The 22,318-nt window shown below is 37.7% G+C and carries 17 protein-coding genes and 1 pseudogene; 9 read left to right on the top strand and 9 right to left on the bottom strand.

From position 1 onward, the window contains the following. Nucleotides 1–104: 104 nt before the first annotated feature. Nucleotides 105–1,136, bottom strand: coding sequence for a branched-chain amino acid aminotransferase (locus tag JP39_RS08730; RefSeq protein WP_041500409.1), 1,032 nt, complete (start codon nt 1,134–1,136; stop codon nt 105–107). Between the two features lie 512 nt (nt 1,137–1,648). Between JP39_RS08730 and JP39_RS08725 the strand changes: the two genes are divergently transcribed. Further along, nucleotides 1,649–2,500 (top strand): alpha/beta hydrolase, encoded by an 852-nt coding sequence (locus JP39_RS08725; RefSeq protein ID WP_137619716.1) that lies wholly within the window; start codon nt 1,649–1,651, stop codon nt 2,498–2,500. Nucleotides 2,501–2,811: 311 nt separating this feature from the next. Here JP39_RS08725 and JP39_RS08720 read toward each other — a convergent pair whose 3' ends face one another. The 5 genes from JP39_RS08720 to JP39_RS08700 all read right to left on the bottom strand — a co-directional run bounded on the left by JP39_RS08720 (nt 2,812) and on the right by JP39_RS08700 (nt 7,531). Further along, complete coding sequence (locus JP39_RS08720) at nt 2,812–3,168, bottom strand: DUF1516 family protein (RefSeq protein ID WP_041500411.1); 357 nt, start codon at nt 3,166–3,168, stop codon at nt 2,812–2,814. Between the two features lie 447 nt (nt 3,169–3,615). Continuing rightward, complete coding sequence (locus JP39_RS08715) at nt 3,616–3,852, bottom strand: SHOCT domain-containing protein (RefSeq protein WP_041500412.1); 237 nt, start codon at nt 3,850–3,852, stop codon at nt 3,616–3,618. A 60-nt stretch (nt 3,853–3,912) separates the two neighbouring features. Beyond that, on the bottom strand, nt 3,913–4,905 hold the full coding sequence (locus JP39_RS08710) for a LacI family DNA-binding transcriptional regulator (RefSeq protein WP_169751897.1): 993 nt from the start codon (nt 4,903–4,905) through the stop codon (nt 3,913–3,915). After that, the gene (locus JP39_RS08705) at nt 4,902–6,347 is read right to left on the bottom strand and encodes a UDP-glucose--hexose-1-phosphate uridylyltransferase (protein ID WP_041500416.1); all 1,446 of its coding nucleotides are present in this window, start codon (nt 6,345–6,347) and stop codon (nt 4,902–4,904) included. The genes JP39_RS08710 and JP39_RS08705 overlap by 4 nt, the downstream gene beginning before the upstream one ends. Further along, on the bottom strand, nt 6,347–7,531 hold the full coding sequence (locus JP39_RS08700; protein WP_041500418.1) for a galactokinase: 1,185 nt from the start codon (nt 7,529–7,531) through the stop codon (nt 6,347–6,349). The genes JP39_RS08705 and JP39_RS08700 overlap by 1 nt, the downstream gene beginning before the upstream one ends. A 147-nt stretch (nt 7,532–7,678) precedes the next feature. Between JP39_RS08700 and JP39_RS08695 the strand changes: the two genes are divergently transcribed. The 3 genes from JP39_RS08695 (at nt 7,679) to JP39_RS08685 (ending at nt 10,252) form a co-directional block, all read left to right on the top strand. After that, the gene (locus tag JP39_RS08695; protein ID WP_041500420.1) at nt 7,679–8,545 is read left to right on the top strand and encodes a DegV family protein; all 867 of its coding nucleotides are present in this window, start codon (nt 7,679–7,681) and stop codon (nt 8,543–8,545) included. Further along, entirely contained in the window at nt 8,535–8,888 is a 354-nt protein-coding gene (locus tag JP39_RS08690; RefSeq protein WP_041500422.1) for a VOC family protein, read from the top strand. Before JP39_RS08695 ends, JP39_RS08690 begins: the two co-directional genes overlap by 11 nt. Before the next feature lie 653 nt (nt 8,889–9,541). After that, nucleotides 9,542–10,252 (top strand): GntR family transcriptional regulator, encoded by a 711-nt coding sequence (locus JP39_RS08685; protein WP_041500423.1) that lies wholly within the window; start codon nt 9,542–9,544, stop codon nt 10,250–10,252. A gap of 40 nt (nt 10,253–10,292) precedes the next feature. On the opposite strand, the gene JP39_RS08680 is transcribed toward JP39_RS08685, so the two are convergent. Together JP39_RS08680 and JP39_RS08675 are read right to left on the bottom strand one after the other, a co-directional pair. Continuing rightward, nucleotides 10,293–12,464: an alpha-galactosidase gene (locus tag JP39_RS08680; protein WP_041500425.1), complete on the bottom strand. Its 2,172-nt coding sequence runs from the start codon at nt 12,462–12,464 to the stop codon at nt 10,293–10,295. Nucleotides 12,465–12,478: 14 nt separating this feature from the next. Next, a complete protein-coding gene (locus tag JP39_RS08675) occupies nt 12,479–14,443 on the bottom strand; it encodes a sucrose-specific PTS transporter subunit IIBC (RefSeq protein WP_041500427.1) in 1,965 nt (654 codons plus the stop codon). Between the two features lie 246 nt (nt 14,444–14,689). Here JP39_RS08675 and JP39_RS08670 point away from each other — a divergent pair, with 246 nt between their 5' ends. The 3 genes and pseudogenes from JP39_RS08670 (at nt 14,690) to JP39_RS08660 (ending at nt 18,862) form a co-directional block, all read left to right on the top strand. Continuing rightward, nucleotides 14,690–16,153 (top strand): sucrose-6-phosphate hydrolase, encoded by a 1,464-nt coding sequence (locus JP39_RS08670; protein ID WP_041500429.1) that lies wholly within the window; start codon nt 14,690–14,692, stop codon nt 16,151–16,153. Nucleotides 16,154–16,178: 25 nt separating this feature from the next. After that, nucleotides 16,179–17,159 (top strand): LacI family DNA-binding transcriptional regulator, encoded by a 981-nt coding sequence (locus JP39_RS08665; RefSeq protein WP_041500431.1) that lies wholly within the window; start codon nt 16,179–16,181, stop codon nt 17,157–17,159. Nucleotides 17,160–17,182: 23 nt separating this feature from the next. Next, a pseudogene (locus JP39_RS08660) lies at nt 17,183–18,862 on the top strand (glycoside hydrolase family 13 protein). A gap of 97 nt (nt 18,863–18,959) precedes the next feature. On the opposite strand, the gene rlmD reads toward JP39_RS08660, so the two are convergent. Beyond that, nucleotides 18,960–20,378, bottom strand: a complete 1,419-nt coding sequence (gene rlmD / locus JP39_RS08655) for a 23S rRNA (uracil(1939)-C(5))-methyltransferase RlmD (RefSeq protein ID WP_245626325.1) — start codon at nt 20,376–20,378, stop codon at nt 18,960–18,962. 32 nt (nt 20,379–20,410) lie between these two features. Here rlmD and recX point away from each other — a divergent pair, with 32 nt between their 5' ends. Next, nucleotides 20,411–21,181 (top strand): recombination regulator RecX, encoded by a 771-nt coding sequence (gene recX / locus JP39_RS08650; RefSeq protein WP_041500434.1) that lies wholly within the window; start codon nt 20,411–20,413, stop codon nt 21,179–21,181. A 516-nt stretch (nt 21,182–21,697) separates the two neighbouring features. Continuing rightward, nucleotides 21,698–22,231 (top strand): nucleoside tri-diphosphate phosphatase, encoded by a 534-nt coding sequence (gene ntdP, locus JP39_RS08645; RefSeq protein WP_041500436.1) that lies wholly within the window; start codon nt 21,698–21,700, stop codon nt 22,229–22,231. Nucleotides 22,232–22,318 lie beyond the last annotated feature (87 nt).

The following is a 22,318-nucleotide window of genomic DNA, read 5'->3' as shown; positions in this document are numbered from 1 at the left end:
TACGAAAAAAAAGATGAAATCGAAGTCAATTAAGACTAAGAATTTCATCTTTTTATTTTGATTTTTTATGTGAAACATCAATTAAGGTTAATCGGAGTAGAAGTTTATTCTACGACTTGAATCCAGCCTTCAGGAGCTTCAACTGTACCGAATTGGATACCTGTCAATGTATCGTAAAGTTTCTTTGTAACAGGTCCAACTTCTGTTTCACTGTAGAAGACGTGTAAGTCGCCGTCGTGTTCCAAACCACCAATAGGTGAGATAACAGCAGCAGTACCACAGGCTCCAGCTTCCTTGAAACGGTCTAGTTGGTCGATGTAGACGTCGCCTTCTTCAGCGCCAAGTCCCAAACGATTCTTAGCCAACCAAAGTAGTGAGTACTTGGTAATACTTGGAAGAATTGAAGGTGATTTTGGTGTTACGAAAGTATTGTCTTTGGTGATACCAAAGAAGTTAGCTGAACCGACTTCCTCAATCTTCTTGTGTTCGATTGGATCTAGGTAAACACAATCCGCAAAGCCATTATCGTGTGCTTGGGCACCAGGGTAAAGACTGGCAGCGTAGTTACCACCGACTTTACTTTGACCAGTACCTTTGTGAGCGGCACGGTCGTATTGAGAAGTAGTGAAGTTAACTGGTGTTAGACCACCCTTGAAGTAGTTACCAACTGGCATGGCAAAAACAGTAAAGATATATTCTGGAGCAGCGTGGACACCAATTTGTTCACCAGTACCGATAATTAATGGACGAAGGTAAAGTGTAGCTCCATTACCGTATGGAGGCACAAAATCAGCATTTGCTTTAACAACTGATTTTACAGCTTCAACGAATTTGTCTTCTGGGAAAACAGGCATCAATAGTCGTTCACATGAGTCCTTCATACGTTTAGCATTACGATCTGGACGGAATAATTGAATCTTGTTGTCCGGAGTACGATAAGCTTTCATACCTTCAAAAGCTGCTTGTCCGTAGTGCAATACCGGTGAAGCCTCGCTGATGTGAAGGGTGCTATCTTCTGTTAATCCAGCATCTTGCCATTCGCCGTCTTTCCAATGGGCAGTGAAACGGTAAGGTAAATCCATATAATTGAAACCTAAATTGTTCCAATCAATTTTTGTTGCATCTGCTTTTGCCATGTTTTATATCTCCTTTGTTAAATCTAATCTAATATATTAAAGTATATTAAAGAAAAATTAAATTTATTAGATTTATCATAATTAATGAGCTGGTAAGTGTCAATGATAAATTGGAATTAATCTAATTTTTTCTAATGTAAGGGTTTTTCTTAGGATTGCTTGTTTTCTATCTATACAATAGGGGTGTATTGAATAGGCCGTCTCAGGATTACAGTGATTCCGACGCTATGCGACCGGTGCGAGCCAAGGTCTCGCGCCTCAAATTTGAGCTTTGCATAGACCGCAAATCTCAAATTTGTCGGTGGAGTAAGGACTAAAGTCCTAACTCCACTTGCACAGCAGTCTCCATCACTGTAATCCTGAGACTAAATTCACTGTTGTTTAGATGGCACATTCATTCTAATAATTTTCCATACCATTTATAAAAGATATGATTAGTCTGTATATTCGTTTATAGATTGATTAATAAAAACTATATTAAAACAGATGTGGAAACTTTAGAGGTTAATATTATGGGTAAAAAAAGATTGATTCTTTCAACTGTACTGGCGATTTTAATTTTGATTGGTGGGTTCTTTGGTTTCAGTCGGCATACTCAGGCTGTTCATGCTGGGAAATATGTTGAGAGTTCGACACCGACTTTATTTTTCCATGGGTATGGCAGTAGTTTTAACGCTGAAACGCAGATGACTGAAGCGATTAAGGATGCTGGTGTGACTAGAAAAATTGTGCGGGTCAATGTTAGTCCGAATGGTTATGCGAAGTTGATTGGATCGATTCCGAAGAATGCTAAGAATCCGCTTGTTGAAGTGAATTTTGATAATAATAAAATGACTGATTATTATACGGCTGGTAAATGGGCGAAGAATGTGATCGAACTTTTGCAGGAGGAGTATAAGTTTAAGAGTGTTAATTTGGTCGGGCATTCGATGGGGAACATGGCTATCAACTATTACATTATGGAAAATGCTGGCAAAAAAGGGCTGCCAAAAGTTAATAAAGTTGTTGATATTGCGGGCCATTTTAACGGTATTTTAGGGATGGACGACAAGCCTAATAAAATGAAATTAGCTAAAAATGGCAAGCCTGACAAGATGGATAAGTCTTATAAGCAACTGTTGAAATCACGAAAAAATTATCCAACTAATGCACAGGTTTTGAACATTTATGGGGATATTGAAGATGGCACCAATTCTGATGGTCGAGTTAGCAATGCATCGTCTAAATCCTTGAAGTATCTAGTTTCTGGACGTGCTAAATCTTATAAAGAGAAGAAAATTAAAGGCAAGATGGGACAACACAGTAAATTACATGAAAATAAACAGGTTGATAAACTTTTAATCAATTTCTTGTGGAAAAAATAAGTTGAGAATTGCCGCCACCGGATTACAGTGATGAAGCCCGCTATGCGACCGGTGCGAGCCAAGGTCTCGCGCCTCGATTTTGAACTTCGCAAAGTACGCGAATTTCAAAATACGTCGGTGGAGTAAGGACTAAAGTCCTAACTCCACTTGCACAGCAGGTCTTCATCACTGTAATCCGGTAGCTATTGATCTGAAATATGTTAGGTATTAGATGACTAAATATGAGTTAACTAAAGGTAGAATATTCTTGAAATAAAAAAAGTATCTTCAGAGCAATCACGATAGATTGATTACTCTCGAAGATACTTTTTTTAATGTTTAACGAATGGATACCAACCGGCTAAAGCAAAGCCAATCAAGGCAGTAACGATACAGAAAACAATCACAGCCCAAACTAAAGTTTTATTGAGCGTCTTTTGTTCCTTACGAGCAAAAGCAATTTCAACCAAGCCGATGAAAATCAAAGCAATAATAACTTTAACAATCAACAACGTAGGTTCGACTGACCAAGCATGCAATCCCAACTTAATACCAGTAGCGATTATAACAATGTAGCCGACACGAGTAATCATTTCATAAATCTTTGTATTCGAATTTGTAAATAATACCAATAAAATCATCACGGCCATAACAAGCCAAGTAATTAAATGTGTCCATAACCAAACCATAATAAATTCCTCCAATGGAGACTATCATAACATTGTTTTTCTCAAACCTTCCGACTAATTAATTTCTATCAATTGAATTTAAGAATACTCAAGTGTATTTATATTCCGGTAATTCTATATTATGAAATATTTGTAATTTGTTATTTTTACAAAAAAATGAGTTATATCACAGTTGAACCAATCAAAAGTGATATAACTCATTTCATATTTTATTTATATTCTAATTATTATTATCAAGTTAACCAAGAAAATACCAGTTAAACTAGCCGGAGGTTGCCAGAAATTTTATCCGCTATGGAGGTGGCGTTATGGCTTTAGCCATTACACCACAGGGCGAGTTTGGATACTTGCCGAACTTTGGCAAGGATTCAAATCGAGGCGCGAGACCTTGGCTCGCGCCGGTCCTCATAGCTGAAGAAATTTTCTGGCAACCGGAGGCGGGAATCCTTAACTGTTTAGATTTTCTTTACGTTTCTTATAATCATCATCAGAAACATTGCCTTTAGCGTATTCCTGATTTAAAACTTCTAAGGCACTAACTTTATTACGATTATTGTGATTATTATTAATTAAATAAACGACTAGGATAATGGCAAGTAAAATAATAATTCCGTATAACCAGAATCCACCGCCCATAAACCCCATACCACCGAAACCGGCATGACAATTTCCAAATCCCATCATAATGTCCATCTCCTTAAATGGTTTTGACTACATTATATAGGGGGTGTCGGGCGGTCGCAATTAAAGTGTACTTTGGCGAAAGACTAGCTTAGTTGCCAGCTCCATTCTTTTAGCAACGTGTCTGGGATTGGTCAAAATATCCTGCATCAAATCGACGGCGGCTCCACCCATTTGAACTGTTGCTACATCGACTGAAGTGAGCTCTGGGTTGACGTAACTGGCTAATGTCGTGTTGTTGAAACTGAAAATACTGACACGGTCAGGAATGGCAATGTTAGCTTCTTGTAAAGCTTTTAATGCGCCAGCTGCCATTGGGTCATTTGTGACGAAGAAAGCGTGTGGTAGGTCATCCAAGGTTTGGATAGCCTTTCTCATCTGTTTATAGCCGGCACCTTTGGTAAAGTCACCTTTGAAACACAAGTCAAGGCGAAAGATATCGTGACTGATCATGGCATCCTTGAAATTGTTGTAGCGCAAGTCGGGAATGGTCCGTAGATTGTCGGTCGATGTTTCCTCGCCGTAGATAAGGCCAATGTCTTTAATGTTTTGGTCAACGAAGTAATCCACAACTTGCTTGGTGCTGTACTTGAAGTCAGTGATAACAGTATCGAAGCCTTGTGGAAATTGGTCGTCATCGATGAAGACTAGATTGTGACTAATTTGCATCATTTGGTCGACTTGTTCTTGACTGTACTTTCCGATGGCAATGATACCGTCAATATCGGCGGGGATTTCAGATAAATCATTGTGGAAAATTCGACTCACTTCAAAGCCATAGGTTGGAGCTTGTTGTTCGATACCTTCACGAACGGCCATGTAATAGAGATCGTCTTGTTCCTTAGATTCCGAATACCATTGCACCAGGGCGATATGTTTTTGAAAACGGGTGTTGCGGCGATTGGCTTTGCGATAGTTCATTTCGGTCGCAATTTTTAGAATATTAGTTCTAGTTTGGTCGGTGACGGAGAGCGTTAAGTCGTTATTTAAAACTCGAGAAACGGTTGCTGGTGAAACGTTAGCTCTTTTGGCAATATCCCGTAAAGTCGCCATTATTCGAGACTTTCAATGAATTTATCAAATGCGGCTTGACCTTGGTCGTTCCACTTGAAGACACCAGCATCTTCGAGGACTCTGCCAAAGACTAAACCAGTCTCTTGAGCGACAATTTCAGAAACGTTATCATCAGTAAATTCATATTTAGTTGCTAACTTATCAGCCCAAGTTTTGTGATATGCGGTCATCTTGTTTGGTTGTTTCAAAAGATATCTTTCGACTTCTTTTAATTCATCCTTTAAACGAGCGGGCAAAATAGCGCGTCCCATGACTTCGATTAGACCGATATTTTCTTTCTTAATATGTTGTACATCTTGATGAGGATGGAAAATTCCGTCGGGATATTTGGCTGAAGTTTGATTGTCACGCAAAACAATATCTAAGACGTAGTCAACACCTTTGCGATAGGCAATCGGTGTGACTGTGTGGTGACGAGTTTCGTTCGTATAAGCTCTAACATCAACAGATTCGTCGGTATAATTCATCCAATTTTCATGAATCAAAGTTGCGGCTTTGACCAATTTTTCAGGATCACTACTTGTTAAACGAATGGTTGATAGGGGCCACTTCACGATACCAGCTTTGACATTATCAACCGGAATCTCGATTTCTCGTTCGATTGGAGCTTTCATCATTGGGAAGTCATGACGGCCACCTTGATAGTGATCGTGACTGAGCATTGAACCGCCAACAATTGGTAAATCAGCGTTACTGCCGACAAAATATTGTGGGAAGATACGGATGATTTCGAGTAAATTATTGAAAGTATGCTGATTGATAATCATTGGTTGGTGAATGCGATTGAGAAAAATAGCGTGCTCACTGAAGTATGCATAAGGGGAGTATTGGAAGCCCCAAGTTTGACCGCCAAGAGTAAAGCGAATGATACGGTGATTGCTTCTAGCTGGATAGCCTAACCGACCAAGATAACCCTCATTTTCCATGCAAAGCTGACATTTAGGATAGCCATTTTGGACTTGTTTACCAGCTGCAGCGATTGCCTTAGGGTCTTTTTCAGGTTTAGAAAGATTGATCGTAATTTCCAAATCTCCGTAATTTGTTTTGACGGTGTAAGAAATATTTTTAGCGATAGCTTTAGTTTTGATATAGTCATTAGTCTGACTTAATTGATAGAAGTAATTTGTAGCTCTTTCAGGACTCTTTTGATAAAGGTTCCAGAATTTATCGTTGACCTTTGAAGGCAATGGCGTAACGAAGTCCATCAGTTGGTCGTTGAGTATTTCTTTTGATGTTTGACTACCGTCAATTTTTTCATTCTTAATAGCAGTTTCAATTAGGGCTGTTTTGACATCATCGTCTGTTTGATGATTATCGTCGCCAACTAGGGCACAGATGCGATTGTACAAATAGGTGCGGTCGAGTTCTTGATAATCGTTATCGGACGCAATAATTTGATCGACAAATTTATCGACACAAGACATTATTTTTCCACCTCGGAGATTTTAATTTCACTAGGTCCATCAGATATTTCAGCGATGTAAAAGTCAGCTGCGTAGCCAATTTTATCCTGATAAATCTGACCGACATTTTGTTTGAAGTTATCAATTTGGTCCTTTTCAACAAAGGCAATTGCACAACCACCAAAGCCAGCGCCAACCATACGAGCACCGAGGACACCAGGCTGTTGCCAAGCTGCTTCAACTAGCGTATCGAGTTCGACACCAGTAACTTCATAATCATAGTGAAGTGAAACATGAGAGGCGTTAACGAGTTTGCCAAATTCAACCAGATTGTTTTCCTTGAGGTACTTGATAGCCTTGAGCGTCCTTTGATTTTCAAAGACAGCGTGACGGGCACGACGAATCAAAATATCGTCATTGATTAAGTAAGAATTACGGTCGAACTCATCGATTGAAAGTTCACCCAGTGATTTAATATCCAATTTCTTTTGTAAGAGGGCGAGTGCTTGTTCACATTGGCTGCGACGTTCGTTGTATTTAGAATCAGCCAGAGCACGGTGTTTGTTAGTATTCATGATGACAATCGCGTGGTCGCCGAGTTCAACTGGAGCGTAGTGGTATTCCATGGTATTAGTATCAAGCAGGATAGCTTGGTCCTTTTTACCCATACCGACAGCAAATTCATCCATGATTCCAGAGTTGACACCGATATATTCATTTTCATTCTTTTGGCCCATTTTAACGAGATCCAATTGGTCGATACCTAGGTGGAAGACATCGTTCAAAATATTTCCCATCAATAATTCAATGGAAGCGGATGACGAAAGACCAGCTCCATCAGGTAAATTACCTTTGAAGTAGATATTGAATCCGTGATCGATATTGTATCCGGCCTTCATTAATAAATAAATCATACCCTTAGGATAGTTAGCCCAGTTATGTTTCTTGTCGTATTCGAGTCGATCAAGGAAGAAAGTCACAACACCAGTTTCAGGGATGTTGTCAGAGTAAAGTTTAACCGCTTGGTCGATTCGTTCTTCATAAGCAGCGTAAGTTCCCAAACTGATAGCACAAGGGAAGACATTGCCACCATTGTAGTCAGTGTGTTCACCGATTAAATTAATTCTTCCGGGTGAAAAAAATAATCTTTCTGCTGGTTTGTCATAAATTTTCTTGAAGCCTTGCAAAATTTCGTTAGTATCCATAATCATTCTCCACATTTAGTAAATATTTAGTTAACAAAATGATAGCGCTTTCTGACAATTAAAACAAGGTCTATGGATTTAATAATTTTAATAAAATGTTATCATTATATGCATGAATGCCCGCAACGGGAAATAGAGGAGAATGCCATGAAAACCGCAGTGGTTACTGATACAGCATCTTACTTAACACCTGAACAAATTAAGAAATATAATATTACTGTTTTGCCAATCACCGTAATTTTAGGAGATAAGCAGTATAAAGAAACTGAAGAATTAACAGATGATAAATTTTACGATTATTTAGCCAACGAGCCCGAGTTGCCAACGACAGCTCAAGTTTCAATGGGACAAATCCAAGAAGCCTATGACCGCCTTGTTTCTGAGGGATACGATACGATTATTTCCATCCATTTATCATTGGGAATCACTTCATTTATGGATAACTTGCGTATGTTTGTTAAAGAATACGACAAAGCCAAAGTTTATCCGTTCGACTCAATGGCTGCCAGTGCCGCTGAAGCTGATCTCGTAATGTTGGCTGGCGACTTAGCTCAAAAGAATGTCGATCCCGAAGAAATTGTTAAACAGTTGTCAGATTTACGTGATTCAACTGATATTTATTTTGCGGTCAACGACTTGAAACATCTCAGTCGAACAGGTCGCCTAAGCAATCATTCCGCTATTATTGGAAGTTTGTTAGATGTGAAGCCACTTTTAACTTTTAAAGATGGTAAAATTTATGCGATTGGCAAAGAAAGAACCATGCGCCGCGCTTATCGTATGATTCAAACAGAAATTCAAAAATACGCAGACGCCCATCCCGATTGGAAATTGCACATCACCGTGGTTGATTCAAATAATCGCGAGTTGCTAGACAAATGGGTTACAGACTTCCAAGAAAATTTCCCCGAAGCTCGAGTTTCCAAGAGCCATTTAGGACCAGCAATCAGTGTCCATACAGGTGAAAAGACGATGGGAGTTGTCTGGGATAAGGATTTTTTAGATGAAAACTAGAATTATGATTTACGTCGATGATGTTGATATGAGTGTTGCCTTTTGGACCGATGAATTTGGTGCTCAAGTAGTGGCCAGACAAACTTTGAACGGTGGCTATCAAAATGTGATAGTTGGTATTTCAAGTGAAGTTGAATTATCAATTTTTCCACGCGATTATATTAGAATTTATTCCCCAGAAGTTGCTGAAAATGTACCTTCATTGATGTTTTTCTCGAAAGATTTCGATAGATTGCATGATGAATTGATCAGTGCTGGCGAGATTACCGAAGTAAACGGTGTTTTGACGTTTAACTTCCAAGATCCTGAAGGCAACTATTTTGTTGTTGCTAAGGCTGAGTAGTTTGAAGGATGCCGCCGGAGGGGACGAGTGATGAAGCCCGCTATGCGACCGGTGCGAGCCAAGGTCTCGCGCCTCGATTTTGAACTTCGAGAAAACCGCTTGAATTTCAAAATACGTCGGTGTTGTAATGGCTAAAGCCATAACGACACTTGCACAGCAGGTCTTCATCACTCGTCCCCTCCGGCTCTGGTTTTTTAAATATGCAATGTATAATTGTTGGTTCAGTTTGTAAGTTGGAATGTACTTTTTAATTTGATTAATTTAGATATTTATATGGAAGATTAGATAATCCTGAATTTGGGGTCGTCTAATCTTTTTTATTTTTTTTCTTTAGAAACTGAGTCCATCAGTTGGAGTGTGATATAACTATCAGCCAAAAATACATTAGCCTTCGATTGTGAGGGATGGGCCAGCAGTGGTAGTGGTGTTAAGGCTTCAGCCTTTACAGCACAGGACGATTTTGAGACGTGGTCTTCGGCTCACAATCGAGGGTCGAGACCGCACTTTGGCTCGAGCCGTTCCACACAGCAGGCCCATCCCTCACAATCGAAGGCGGCACCCCAGAAAGAGACAATTTGTAAATTCCAAATGGTTGCAAGCTTTTTTGGTACTTAATAGAATTAATTCATAAGTACGAGAAAGGAAAATTTCTTATGAAAATTAGCCTTCAAGAACAGTTGATCAACCAATTAACCAGCTATGTACAAGGGCTTGAGCCTAATGCCAAATTGTTGTCGGAGCGCCAATTGGCTGATAAATATGAAGTATCCCGAAATACGATTCGGGGAGCTTTGTTTGATTTGGAAACGATTGGTTTGGTGCGCCGGATTCATGGCAAAGGGACTTTTGTTAATCGAACGAATCTCGATAGTGATCTCAGCAGTTGTTATAAATTTGGTCAACAGATGCGACGGCTTGGTCGAGTACCAACTACTCGGATAATTAGTTTTGAAAAAAAGGAAGTTAACGCTTATTTTGCCGAAAATATGAATTTAACGGACGGTGAAATTATTATCAAAGTTGAACGTCTGCGTTTGGCTGATGGTGAACCGATGATGTTTGAGCGGACTTATTTGCCACTGAAATACTTTCCAACTCTGAGTGTGGGGATGTTACAAAATCGGTCGATGTACGATGTTTTTAAGGATGAATTTCAAGAAGATATTGACTATGCCGACGAATATTTTTCCTCCGGAGTTATTAGTGAATGCGATAGTAAAGTGATGGGATTGCCGGATGGAACGCCATGCTTATTATTGAAACGTAAGACGTATGATTTACAGAATCATTTGATTGAATTTACCTTGAGTACAGCCAGAAGTGATGAGTTTGGTTATCACGTCAGGCATGGGATTGATGAATAAGAAAAAGAAGCTTAGTAAAATTTACTAGGCTTCTTTTTGATTAAATTTGTTTTATAAAAATAACGTTGGTCTCAAAATCTTTAACAGGTGGTTGGATTGTAATTCCAACAGTGTTAAGTTCTTGACCTAAGAAATGTTCACCAGTGCTTAATTCATACTGCATTTGGTCATCAAGATAATGTAGTGGCAATTCTTGAGACACTTTGACCGCTGAAGCAAGTTCATTGGAATAGAATAGGAGCGCATGTTTTTTGTCTGGAGTGACTAGTAGCCAAGTTATTTTATCAGAAAATAATATATCATTTAATCGATAAAAATTGGCATCTTTAAAATCTGCTGGCCAGTAACTTTGATATTGCTTGAACTGCTGTTTAACAGTTTCTTTCTCCGACTCAATCAAATCATTGATATCAAGTTCTAAGCCCATTTGTCCAATGCTAGCGGATTGTAAACGAACTTTTAAACTGGTTATACGTCCGTTTTGTTGATTGGGGGAGACTGAAGCATGGTTACTGAAAATACTCTGTGGAAAGAGATAGCTAAAGCCATTTTCGATTTTTGAACGGTCGATTGGGTCAGTTAAATCACTGATCCATGTTTGATTCGTATATGACGACATGCCGAAATCGAGTCGACCGCCACCAGCAGAACAATTTTCAATAATTAGGTTGGGACAGTTTTGTTTCAAATCTCTCATGATTTCATATAGTCCAATTACATATCGATAGTAAAGTTCATCTTGCTGAATATTCGGTAACCATGAGTTACCAACTTGAGTTAAGTGTCGATTCATATCCCATTTTAGATAGTCTAATTTATTCTCTTTAACCAAATTAGTCATAGCTTGTACTAGATGTTTACGAACCACATCTTGTGAGAGATCCAAGACTAATTGATGTCTAGCAGTGATTTGAGTACGTCCGCGATAGTTTAAGACCCATTCAGGATGTTCTTTATACAACGGGCTATTTTCAGTGACCATTTCAGGTTCAATCCATAACCCGAATTGCATACCTAAGTTATGTGCTTGATTGACTAATGGAGTTAGACCATTTGGAAATTTGTTTTGGTCTGGAACCCAACAACCGAGTTGTCCGTGTTCACTATTGCGATTAATGAACCAACCGTCATCCACCACGATTGTTTTAAGGCCGAGAAGGTGAGCATCTTTAATAAATTGACTTACTTTTGTTTCTGAGACATCAAATTTCATCGATTCCCAAGTATTAATAACTGAGTCTGTGTCGTTAGTTGATTTAGGGATTAATTGCTTTCCAAATTGATGGAATGACTGTGACATTCCATTGAGACCTTTATCAGACCAAGTCATAACGGCCTCAGGAGTTTGAAAACTTGTATTAGGCTTTAGTTGCCAATTAAATGTTGTTGGTTCAAGTCCAATATGCAATCTAGTTTTTTTATACTGATCAACTTCAATTGCAGTTTCAAAGTTACCGCTCCAAACTAAAGCAAGTCCAATGGCTTCGCCAGAAAATTCGGTAGTATTGGGATTGACCAAAGCAGCAAATGGTTGCTGTTGCGGACCACTAGTTCCACGGAAAGTATGGAACATTTGAATTCCAGAGTGTAGAGGTTCCAGCGAAGGATTAGCTTCATGGGCATGAGTTCCATTTAATGTTAAAACCTTATATTTGTCACTTGAGAGATCCAACTGAGCACTGTTAGCTGCTTCGAGAGATAAAACAGAAGTACCACTATTTTTAAAAGTGGTACTTCTCAATATCAAATCTGAATTTTCAAAGATGGTGTAGTTTAAATCTATCTTTAATTTAGTCTGCGGGTCTATTAAATGAAGGGTAAGTGTTGATACGGGTTCTTCTTTAGATACGGTGGTTGGTAGTGAATCACAATTGATAGGTTTGTCTGTGATCGTGTAACCAGCATATTTTAAGATTGGTATTAATTGATTGTACTCATTTTTAACAAGGTAACTAGGAATCCGATAGTCACCACTACCAATAGTTGAATATTCTAAGGGAATAGAAGTAACCGAATAAGGAAATTCTTTCGAAATATCGGCGGAAAAAGCATGATTACCACTAGACAATCGATGGGCTGCACTATATTCACTGAGGTAGTGACCAAAATATCGATGTACTGGAAATTCATTATTCAATATTTGAATAATATAACTGATTTTTTGATTATGAATATTGATGATTCCACTTTTTTGATTGAATTCTATCGGCATTTTTTACTCCTATTTTAAATTGAGGCAGTTACGGCGGCTGAAGCACTTGATGTGGCTGGTTCAGTTAATGCAACCACTTTGTCGCCAGATTTAACTTCAGTGTTCTTTAAACGCTCAACACTAGCATAGTCATTAGTATTAGTGATAACTAACATAACTGTTGTGTCATAGTCGGCAGCCTTAAGGGCCTTAGTATCAAAGGTTCCTAATAAGTCACCCTTTTTAACTTGATCACCTTTTTTAACATTAGTAGTGAAGTACTTACCGTTTAAATCAACGGTATCGATTCCTAAGTGAATTAGGACTTCAGCACCATCGTCAGTTTTAATTCCATAAGCATGTTTACTGTCATATGTGACGGTGATAGTACCATTTGCTGGAGCAACTACTTGGTCGTCATTAGGAACAATAGCAACACCTTTACCCATGATTTCAGCAGAGAATACTTTATCATTTACGTCACGTAAGCTTTCACTTAAACCACTTACGGGAGCTGTGATAACTTCATCGTTAACAAGGATAGGCTTAGCAACTTTAGGTGTTTCTTCTTTAGCATCGACATTGTTTCCAAGTGTCTTCTTTGCATAAATAAATGTAGGGATGAAAGCAACTACGAAAGCGATTGCAGCACTGAGTAAGAATGCTGGGATAGCTCTAGATGCGATTGAAATAAATCCAATTACAGAAGCAGGTCCCATGGCAACAGCCAAAACGTGGAATAATCCTAAGAAGATACATGCGACACCTGAGGAAATAGCCGCAAAGATAAATGGAAACTTCATCTTCAAGTTAACACCGAAGATAGCAGGTTCAGTAATACCAAGTAGGGCTGAGATACCAGCAGATGATGTCAAAGCTTTTTGTTTTTGACTCTTTGTTGCAAAGAAAATAGCAAGAGTAGCAGCACCTTGACTGATGTTAGCCATTGAAGCAACTGGGAAAATAAATGAACCACCAGTTTTAGCAACATTAGCAAGTAATTGTGTTTCGATAGCAGGGAATGTTTGGTGTAAACCAGTAATAACAATTGCTGAGTAGAATAAACCAAAGATACCCATACCGATCCAGCCGGTTGTATTGTAAAGACCAACAAGACCATTTGTTAAAGCATCACTGACGGCTCTAAGAACAGGACCGACAATAGTAAATGTTAAGAAACCAGTAATAACGATTGATAACATTGGTGTAAATGTGAAATCAAAAGCACTCTTAATGTGTTTGTGGAAGAATTTCTCCAATGTAGCAAGTATATATGCAACAGCTAGAACTGGAAGAACTTGTCCTTGGTATCCGGCTTGAGCAACGTGAAGACCGAAGATATCCCAGTAAGGCATTTTACCAGCGGCTGTAACAGCGGCAACACTGTAACCATTAACAAGTGATGGTAGAACCATTGCCATACCCATGGCCGCACCTAGATAAGGATTTCCACCAAAACGTTTTGTGGCGGAGAAACCTAATAGAATAGGTAAAAATGTAAATGGAGCACTAGCCATGGCGTTAATCATTTCTGCAGCGCCCTTTAATCCGGGATAAACTTCAACGACGGATTTGGCCATGAATAGATGTTCAGCTGTAAGAACATTGTTTAGTGCCATTAGTAAACCACCAGCAACTAGGGCTGGAATAATTGGAATAAAAATATCAGAAAGAACTTTTAGAAAATCCATTAAAGGATTCTTGCGTTTACCAGCACTGGCAACAGCTTTAATATCGTCTGGAGTGGCCTCTTTAAGACCAGTTTGGGCAATTAATGCATCGTAGACGTTATCAACATCTCCGGGTCCGATGATTATTTGATATTGACCGTTAGTTTCAAATGTTCCTTTTACATCAGGATCATTATCCAAAGCGGCTTGATCTATTTTAGATTCGTCTTTAATGACCAATCTTAAACGTGTGGCACAATGTGCTGCGGCTTGAATGTTGTTTGGACCGACGGCTGCAAGAACACGACTTGCGACTTCCTTATGATTCATATGGATCACTCCTCAAAAAAATATTTTGTAAACGCTTTACACAAAAACTATCATAGCAACTATTAATCATTTGTCAAGCGCTTACCAAAGAATATAATTTTGCTAAGGCATACCTAAATATAAGAAAAGACATGTATTTGAAAATTTAAAATGATAAAATGTCATATAAATTGATAAACGTTTGACAATTATGTGTAAGCGGTTTTATACTTGTAACAACGAATGAAGAGTAAGAAGGAGTCAAAAATGATTTGGAATCGACAAACGAGATATACACCTTATAATGAATGGTCAGATTCAAAGGTAGCTGACTTGAAGAAACAAGTTCAACAATCAAAATGGAGAATGAAACATCACATTCAACCTGATTCAGGTTTGTTGAATGATCCCAACGGCTTTTCTTACTTTAACGGTAAATGGAATCTATTTTATCAAGTTTTCCCATTTGGACCTGTCCATGGCTTAAAGTCTTGGAAACATTTGACTTCGAAAAACTTGGTTGATTGGGAAGATGAAGGTTTGGCAATTAAGCCAGACACTAAATATGATTCCCATGGGGCTTACACAGGAACAGCAATTCCTGTTAACGATAAGTTATTTATCATGTATACAGGTAACGTTCGAACAAAAGATTGGAAAAGAGAATCATATCAATTAGGTGCCTGGATGAATCGAGATAACCAGATTGAGAAGTTATCTAAACCTTTAATTGTCAATGCTCCTGAGGGATATACAACTTCGATTCGTGATCCGTATATTATTCAAAAGAATGGCAAGTATTTTGCCATTGTGGGTGGTCAAACCAATGATAATAATGGAGCAGCATTAGTTTATGAGTCTGATGGCCTAGAGGATTGGAACTTTAACGGTGAATTAAACCTTGACGGCAAGATAACAGGTTACATGGTTGAATGTCCTAATTTAATTTTTATCGATGATAAACCGGTATTGATTTTCTGTCCTCAAGGATTAGACAAAAATGAATTAAATTATCAAAATATTTATCCAAATGTCTATTCTGTTTTGGATGGTATTGATTTGAAGAATGCCAAAGTTGAAAATGCTAGCCATCCGCAATTGTTGGATGATGGTTTTGATGCCTATGCTACAGAAGCTATCAATGCTCCGGATGGTCGTGCTTTAGCAGTGAGTTGGATTGGCTTGCCCGAAATAGACTATCCAACGGATTCAGAAAATTGGGCACACTGTTTGAGCTTGATTAAGGAATTGACGATGAGGGATGGTCATCTATATCAAAATCCAGTCGCCGAAGTTAAAGAGTTGAGAACTACTGAAGTTAACTTGGATGGTGAATCTGAACAAATTGACCTAGATAGAAATAATGGTAGTTTTGAAACAGAGATAACAGTTCCTGCTAATACTACATTGAATCTTAAAGTTGCTAATGCTAAAGATGATGGCTATTTAGAGTTTTCAATAGATACAAATAAAGGTGAAATTAAGGTTGATCGTAGTCAGACTGGTAATCCATTTGGTGAAAAGTTCGGCCGGACAAGAATCAGCAGCGTCAAAGCTCATAAGTCTGTGAAGATTCGACTTGTCATAGATGTATCAGTTTTTGAATGCTATATTGATAATGGTTATTCCGTTATGACAGGCAGGTTTTTCTTAAATGATTTGCCTAGTGTTCTTAAGATAGAAAACAATTCTTCTGATTTGAAAGGGACAGTTTGGGAATGGCGTAAATAAGTTACCTATTGGAGTAAAAATAATAATGAAACCAAAATTAGATGATGTGGCTAAATTAGCTGGTGTTTCTTCGACAACAGTTTCGAGAGTGATAAATAATTATGCCCATCTCAGTGAAAAAACTAAAGATAAAGTATTTTCAGCAATGAAAGAATTGAATTATCAACCAAATAGTTTAGCAAGATCCCTACAAGGGAAGCATACTCAACTTGTTGGAGTTATTTTTTCAGATATTCGAAATCCATTCTTTGGAGAACTGGTTTCCAGAATTGAAAAGATGCTATTTGCTAAAGGATATAAGATGATTCTTTGTAATAGTGCCGATGATCCGCAAAAGGAACGAGATTACATACGGATGTTAATGGCAAATCAAGTTGATGGGATTATTGCGGGAGCTCACAATTTGGGTATTGAAGAATACAGCCAATCCGGTTTACCAATTGTTTCATTTGACCGTTATTTGTCTGACAAGATTCCAATCGTTAGTTCTGATAACTACGATGGTGGATTTATGGCAACTGAGTCGTTGTATCAATCTGGAGCTCGTAATATTGCAATTTTTACAGGTAAAAATCACGAGGGTTCACCGACTAATGGTCGTTTAGAAGGCTATCAAGACTATTTGAAGAAACAGGGCTTAACCCCACATGTTCATGAATTACCTTTTGAAATGTCACCGACGTTAAAGAATATGGAAATAAAATCGATTTTGAATCAATATCATTACGATGGCGTATTTTGTAGTGATGATTTAACCGCTTTGTTAACGATTAATGTAGCCAAACAATTATCAATCGATGTTCCTAAAGACTTAAGGATTGTCGGATATGATGGCACATCTCTGGTTAGAAATTACAATCCAGAATTAACTACTGTTGCGCAACCGTTAGTGGATATCAGCACACTTTTGGTATCACTGTTGTTACAGAGAATTGATGACCCAGATTGTGGTCTGGAAAAAGAATATGTTTTACCAGTCAAATTAGTTAAAGGAATTACAGCTTAATTTATAAAGGAGTCAGCAGCAGAATGGAAGAACAATCAATTAAGTGGTGGCAACAAGCAGTTGTCTATCAGGTTTATCCACGAAGTTTTCAAGATACTAATAATGATGGGATTGGGGATATTCCGGGAATAATTCAACATTTGGATTATCTGAAGGATTTAGGAATCGATGTTATTTGGTTGAATCCTATTTATAAATCTCCTAATGATGATAATGGCTATGATATTAGTGATTATCAAAACATTAATGAAGACTTTGGAACTATGGCAGACTTTGATAAACTTTTGTCAGAAGCTCATAAACGTGGTTTGAAAATTATTATGGATTTAGTTGTCAATCATACTTCTGATGAACATCGCTGGTTTAAGGAAAGTAGAGAAAGTAAGGATAATAAATACCGTAACTTCTACTTCTGGAGAACTGGAAAAGATGGAAATCCGCCTAATAATTGGGATTCTGCTTTTGGTGGAACGGCTTGGAAATACGATGAGAAAACTGATCAATATTATCTACATACTTTCTCAACCAAACAACCAGATTTGAACTGGGAAAATCCACAAATGCGTCAGAGTATTTATACTATGATGACGTGGTGGCTAGGAAAAGGTGTCGATGGTTTTCGAATGGATGTTATTAATCAAATTTCAAAATTACCCGGATTGCCTGATGGTCCGCTGAAGCCACACAGTAAATTTGGGGATGCTCGTGTTACTAATGGACCTCGAGTCCATGAATTCATTAAAGAGATGAATCAAGAGGTACTTTCTAAATTTGATATTATGACTGTTGGTGAGACCCATGGCATTACACCTGATGATGGTTTGAAATATGCTGGATTTGACCGTGATGAGTTGAATATGGTTTTTGAATTTCAACATTTGCGGTTGGACAATAGTAAACATGGTTTTGGAAAATGGAGTACTCGTAGAGCACCACTTTCAGAATTGAAACAGGTTATTAATAATTGGCAAGTTAATTTGAACGGTAAAGCTTGGAATAGTTTGTTTTGGAATAATCATGATACTCCACGTGTTGTGTCGAGATTTGGTAATGACAACGAGGAATACAGAGAGTTATCAGCCAAAATGTTAGCAATGTGAATGCACTTACTTCAAGGAACGCCTTATATTTATCAAGGTGAGGAAATTGGGATGACTGATGCACATTTTAAAGATCTGAGTGATTATCGTGATATTGAAACGTTGAATGCTTATAAGGATTTAGTTGAAAAAAATCATCTGTTGAGTAAGCAAGATATGATGGCTAGAATTGAAAAAAATTCTCGAGACAATTCCCGGACACCTATGCAATGGAATGATAATGTCAATGCTGGCTTTAGTGATGTTACCCCTTGGATAGCATCAAATAAGAACTATAAATATATCAATGTCGAAGAATCGTTGGAAGATCGTAATTCTGTTTGGTATTTTTACAAGAAATTAATTAGTTTAAGACATGACAATCCAATAGTTACTTTAGGTGATTTTGAGTTAGTGATGGCTGAGGATGATAAAACATTTGCTTATACGAGAAAATGGGAGAATCAAACTTGGTTAGTTGTATGTAATTTCACTGAGGATAATTTGGAAAGGCCATTGGATAAGTATTTAAATGGTTCTGAGAAATTATTGCTTAGTAACTATTCTGATGATCAAAAGAATAATTTGAGGCCGTATGAAGCTAAAGTTTATGCTATGAATTAGTGGGTTTGATTATTGTTGATTAATAAAAACGGACCATCAAAGATTTTTATCTTTGATGGTCCGTTTTTTACGTAATCTAATATTAGAAGAACAAAACCTATCTTCTAACTAATTTAACAATCGTTTCAACATGTGGTGTTTGTGGGAACATATCAACTGGTTGTAGGTAAATAACACGGTATTCTTTAGTCAAAGTTACCAAGTCTTTTGCCAAAGTTGATGGATTGCATGAGACGTAAACCAATTTGTTAACAGGATTACGGTTCAAAGCAGCAGTCAATTTATTATCCAAACCAGTACGTGGAGGATCAACTACAACGGCGTTAACTGTTTTGCCATCTTCCAACAATTTAGGATAAATTTCATCAGCTGAACCAACGTAATATTCGGCGTTGTCGACTTCGTTTAATTTGGCATTGGCTTTAGCATCCTCGATAGCTTCAGGGATGATTTCGATACCATAAATTTGTTTAACTTTGTTAGCCATTGTGATACCAATCGTACCGACACCACAGTAGGCATCTAATAAGACGTCACGTTGGTTGGGTTCGAGTGCTTGGGAAACTAAGTCGTACAGCTTATCAGTTTGAAGTGAATTTAGTTGTAGGAAAGCACGTGGTGAAAAGTTGAATAGGTAGCCGTTGATATCTTCTTGAAGATATTCGTCACCCCAGAGTAATTTAGTTTCATCTCCCCAGACAGCACCTTTGTCTTCTTTATTGATGTTTTGAGAAATTGAACTAACTTCGGGAATTTCTTTTTGGATTCTTTCGATTAGTTGGTGTTCTTTGATGAACTTAGGTGAACGTGTGATGAAAGTAACTTGGAGTTGGTTAAATTCAACTGATTCACGGATGACAATCATGCTCAAAATACCGGATTTTTTCTCAGGATTGAAGACAGGAATTTCCAAATCTTTCACCATTTGAACGATTTTGCGCATGGCACTCATTGTTAAGTCCATTTGTGTAGGCATTTCCGTTAGGTCAACTAAATCTTGAGTTCCAGTTCGGTAAAGTCCACAACGAATTTCGCCGTCAATTTCTTGAATAGGGAATTGAGCTTTGTTACGATACTTTTCTTGTTGAACGGAGCCAACTGTTGGTTTAATCATGTATTTGTCGTGAGCGTATGGCTTATATTTATCCAATGATTCACGAAGGATATTTGATTTGAAATGCAATTGATCTTTGTAGTTGATATGGGCAAATTCTAGTCCACCGACTTCGTCAGCTAATTCTGGTGTGTCGGGATTTCTGAAACGACTAGGTTTTCTGATCTTATGAATACGACCATTTAAGAATCGTTCGTGAATATCTGTCAATTCACAGACGATAATATCTTCAGGGACAGCTTTTGGTACGAAGACGATCACGTGTTTGAAGAAACCAATTCCTTCACCGTTGATTCCAATTCGCTTAATAGTTAGTGGAAACCGATCGCCGATTTTTAATTCTTGCGTAATATTATTTGTAGGCATAAATTTTTCCTTTGAATGTTTTTGCGATAAACTCATATTAGAGTATAACATGGTGAGGTAATAATATATTGGCAAAAGTCACGAAAATCCAAGCACAGAAACGTAAAGGACGCTACAATGTTTTCCTTGATGGCAAGTATGCGTTCCCAGTAGCAGAGCAAACTTTAATTGATTTTAGATTGATGAATGGCGTCGAAGTAACTGACGAGCAAATCAAAGAAATCCAAGATTCCGAGAATATTAACAAAGCATATGGGGATGCTTTGAATTATTTGAGTTATCAATTGCGGACCAAAAAAGAAATTAAAGACTACCTATATAAGAAAGAATATCATCGAGATGCAGTCGACGAAGTTATCAGTCGTTTAGAAAAACTGCATTATTTAGACGATGCAGCATATGCAAAGAGTTTTATCAGCAACCAATTGCGAACGACATCGAATGGACCAAAAGTTATTGAACAGAAAATGGCTCAAAAAGGCGTCCCAAATAATATTATCCAAGATTCAGTAGTTGAAATTGATTACGATACATTGTTGGAGAATGCAACCGAATTTGCCAAAAAACAAGTAAGAAAACAGCATCGAGCATCATTCAAGCAAATGGTAACAAAACTCCGTTCCAGCTTGTATCAAAAAGGTTTTGATAATGAAGTTATCGAAGAAACTATCAAAAACTTAGAGTTAGAGCCAGATGAAGACGAAGAGTTGGAAAAATTACGAAAGTTAGTCAGCAAGGTACAACATCGCTATGATAAACCAGCCAAGTTGATTAATTATTTGATGACCAAAGGTTATAAATTTGATGAAATCAAAAAGGTTCTAGGGTCTGAAGAATAGAAATTTTGAAGTTTTTAAGATTTAAATGAATGCAGGAAATCTCAATTAGAGGTTTCCTATTTTTGTATTATTGAGTATATAAGCACATGAGGTTAGCTGATAATTTATTACAAACATTTATATCGATTATATTTTGGTAATTAAAATGGACCGAGTATAAATAAGTTTGAATATTCTTACATTCAATTGATAACGATTAATTAGTCGGAAGAGCTGGGAAATATTTGTGTGCCGTGGTAGTGGTATAAGGACGGGAGGAGGGCTCCCGTCCTTATACCACCGGGCGTGTTTGGAGACTTGCCGAACTTTGGCAAGGCTTCAAACCGAGGTTCGAGACCGCTCTTTGGCTCGGACCGTTCCGCACAGCTTGTGAATATTTCCCAGCTCTGTAGACGGGATATTTAATTAGCACCACACGTTATATAACAACTTTTAATAACGATAGCTTTTATTAGTTTCACAGCTCTGGTATACTTTTTTTGGATAAGAATTAGGTTTAGAGAAAGCTGGTAAGTTATGCAGATTCCTAGAGAAGGGGATTACGTAGCAATCCAGAGTTATAAGCATGATGGTCATTTACATCGTACTTGGCGTGAAACAATGGTGCTAAAGACAAGTGAAAACGAAATTATTGGTTGTAATGAGAATACTCTTGTCACAGAAGCAGATGGACGTCGTTGGGTAACTCGAGAGCCCGCACTGGTCTATTTTCATAAGAAATATTGGTTCAACATTATTACTATGATAAGAGAAAGTGGAGTATCTTATTACTGCAATTTAGCGACACCATATGCTTTGGACAAAGAGGCCATCAAATATATTGATTACGATTTAGATGTTAAAGTTTTCCCTGATGGGGAGAAAAGATTGCTGGATGTGGATGAGTACGCTGCACACAGTAAAATGTGGAATTATCCACCAGAAATAGATAAGATCTTACATTATAATGTCGACGTTTTAATTGATTGGATCGATAAAGGCAAAGGACCATTTTCACAAGCTTATGTGGATCTTTGGATGCAAAGATATAAGGAACTGTCACACCATTAGGATTGCTATATCCTGATTAGACTGCCAATTGGCGGTCTTTTTTTGTTTTATTACAAAAATTGTTGCTATAAATTAAATGTTTTATTT

Source organism: Companilactobacillus heilongjiangensis (assembly GCF_000831645.3).
Classification (GTDB): domain Bacteria; phylum Bacillota; class Bacilli; order Lactobacillales; family Lactobacillaceae; genus Companilactobacillus; species Companilactobacillus heilongjiangensis.
The sequence above is the reverse complement of the archived record's forward strand: the minus strand, read 5'-3'. Positions and strand labels throughout refer to the sequence as shown.

What these genes read in the sequence shown, in the direction of transcription:
- JP39_RS08700 (WP_041500418.1), bottom strand. Translation starts at nt 7,531, where the DNA reads ATGGATACTAACGAAATTTTGCAAGGCTTCAAGAAAATTTATGACAAA.
- JP39_RS08680 (WP_041500425.1), bottom strand. Translation starts at nt 12,464, where the DNA reads ATGCCGATAGAATTCAATCAAAAAAGTGGAATCATCAATATTCATAAT.
- rlmD (WP_245626325.1), bottom strand. Translation starts at nt 20,378, where the DNA reads ATGAGTTTATCGCAAAAACATTCAAAGGAAAAATTTATGCCTACAAAT.
- JP39_RS08695 (WP_041500420.1), top strand. Translation starts at nt 7,679, where the DNA reads ATGAAAACCGCAGTGGTTACTGATACAGCATCTTACTTAACACCTGAA.
- JP39_RS08675 (WP_041500427.1), bottom strand. Translation starts at nt 14,443, where the DNA reads ATGAATCATAAGGAAGTCGCAAGTCGTGTTCTTGCAGCCGTCGGTCCA.
- JP39_RS08690 (WP_041500422.1), top strand. Translation starts at nt 8,535, where the DNA reads ATGAAAACTAGAATTATGATTTACGTCGATGATGTTGATATGAGTGTT.
- ntdP (WP_041500436.1), top strand. Translation starts at nt 21,698, where the DNA reads ATGCAGATTCCTAGAGAAGGGGATTACGTAGCAATCCAGAGTTATAAG.
- JP39_RS08685 (WP_041500423.1), top strand. Translation starts at nt 9,542, where the DNA reads ATGAAAATTAGCCTTCAAGAACAGTTGATCAACCAATTAACCAGCTAT.
- JP39_RS08670 (WP_041500429.1), top strand. Translation starts at nt 14,690, where the DNA reads ATGATTTGGAATCGACAAACGAGATATACACCTTATAATGAATGGTCA.
- JP39_RS08715 (WP_041500412.1), bottom strand. Translation starts at nt 3,852, where the DNA reads ATGATGGGATTTGGAAATTGTCATGCCGGTTTCGGTGGTATGGGGTTT.
- JP39_RS08705 (WP_041500416.1), bottom strand. Translation starts at nt 6,347, where the DNA reads ATGTCTTGTGTCGATAAATTTGTCGATCAAATTATTGCGTCCGATAAC.
- JP39_RS08720 (WP_041500411.1), bottom strand. Translation starts at nt 3,168, where the DNA reads ATGGTTTGGTTATGGACACATTTAATTACTTGGCTTGTTATGGCCGTG.
- JP39_RS08665 (WP_041500431.1), top strand. Translation starts at nt 16,179, where the DNA reads ATGAAACCAAAATTAGATGATGTGGCTAAATTAGCTGGTGTTTCTTCG.
- JP39_RS08730 (WP_041500409.1), bottom strand. Translation starts at nt 1,136, where the DNA reads ATGGCAAAAGCAGATGCAACAAAAATTGATTGGAACAATTTAGGTTTC.
- JP39_RS08725 (WP_137619716.1), top strand. Translation starts at nt 1,649, where the DNA reads ATGGGTAAAAAAAGATTGATTCTTTCAACTGTACTGGCGATTTTAATT.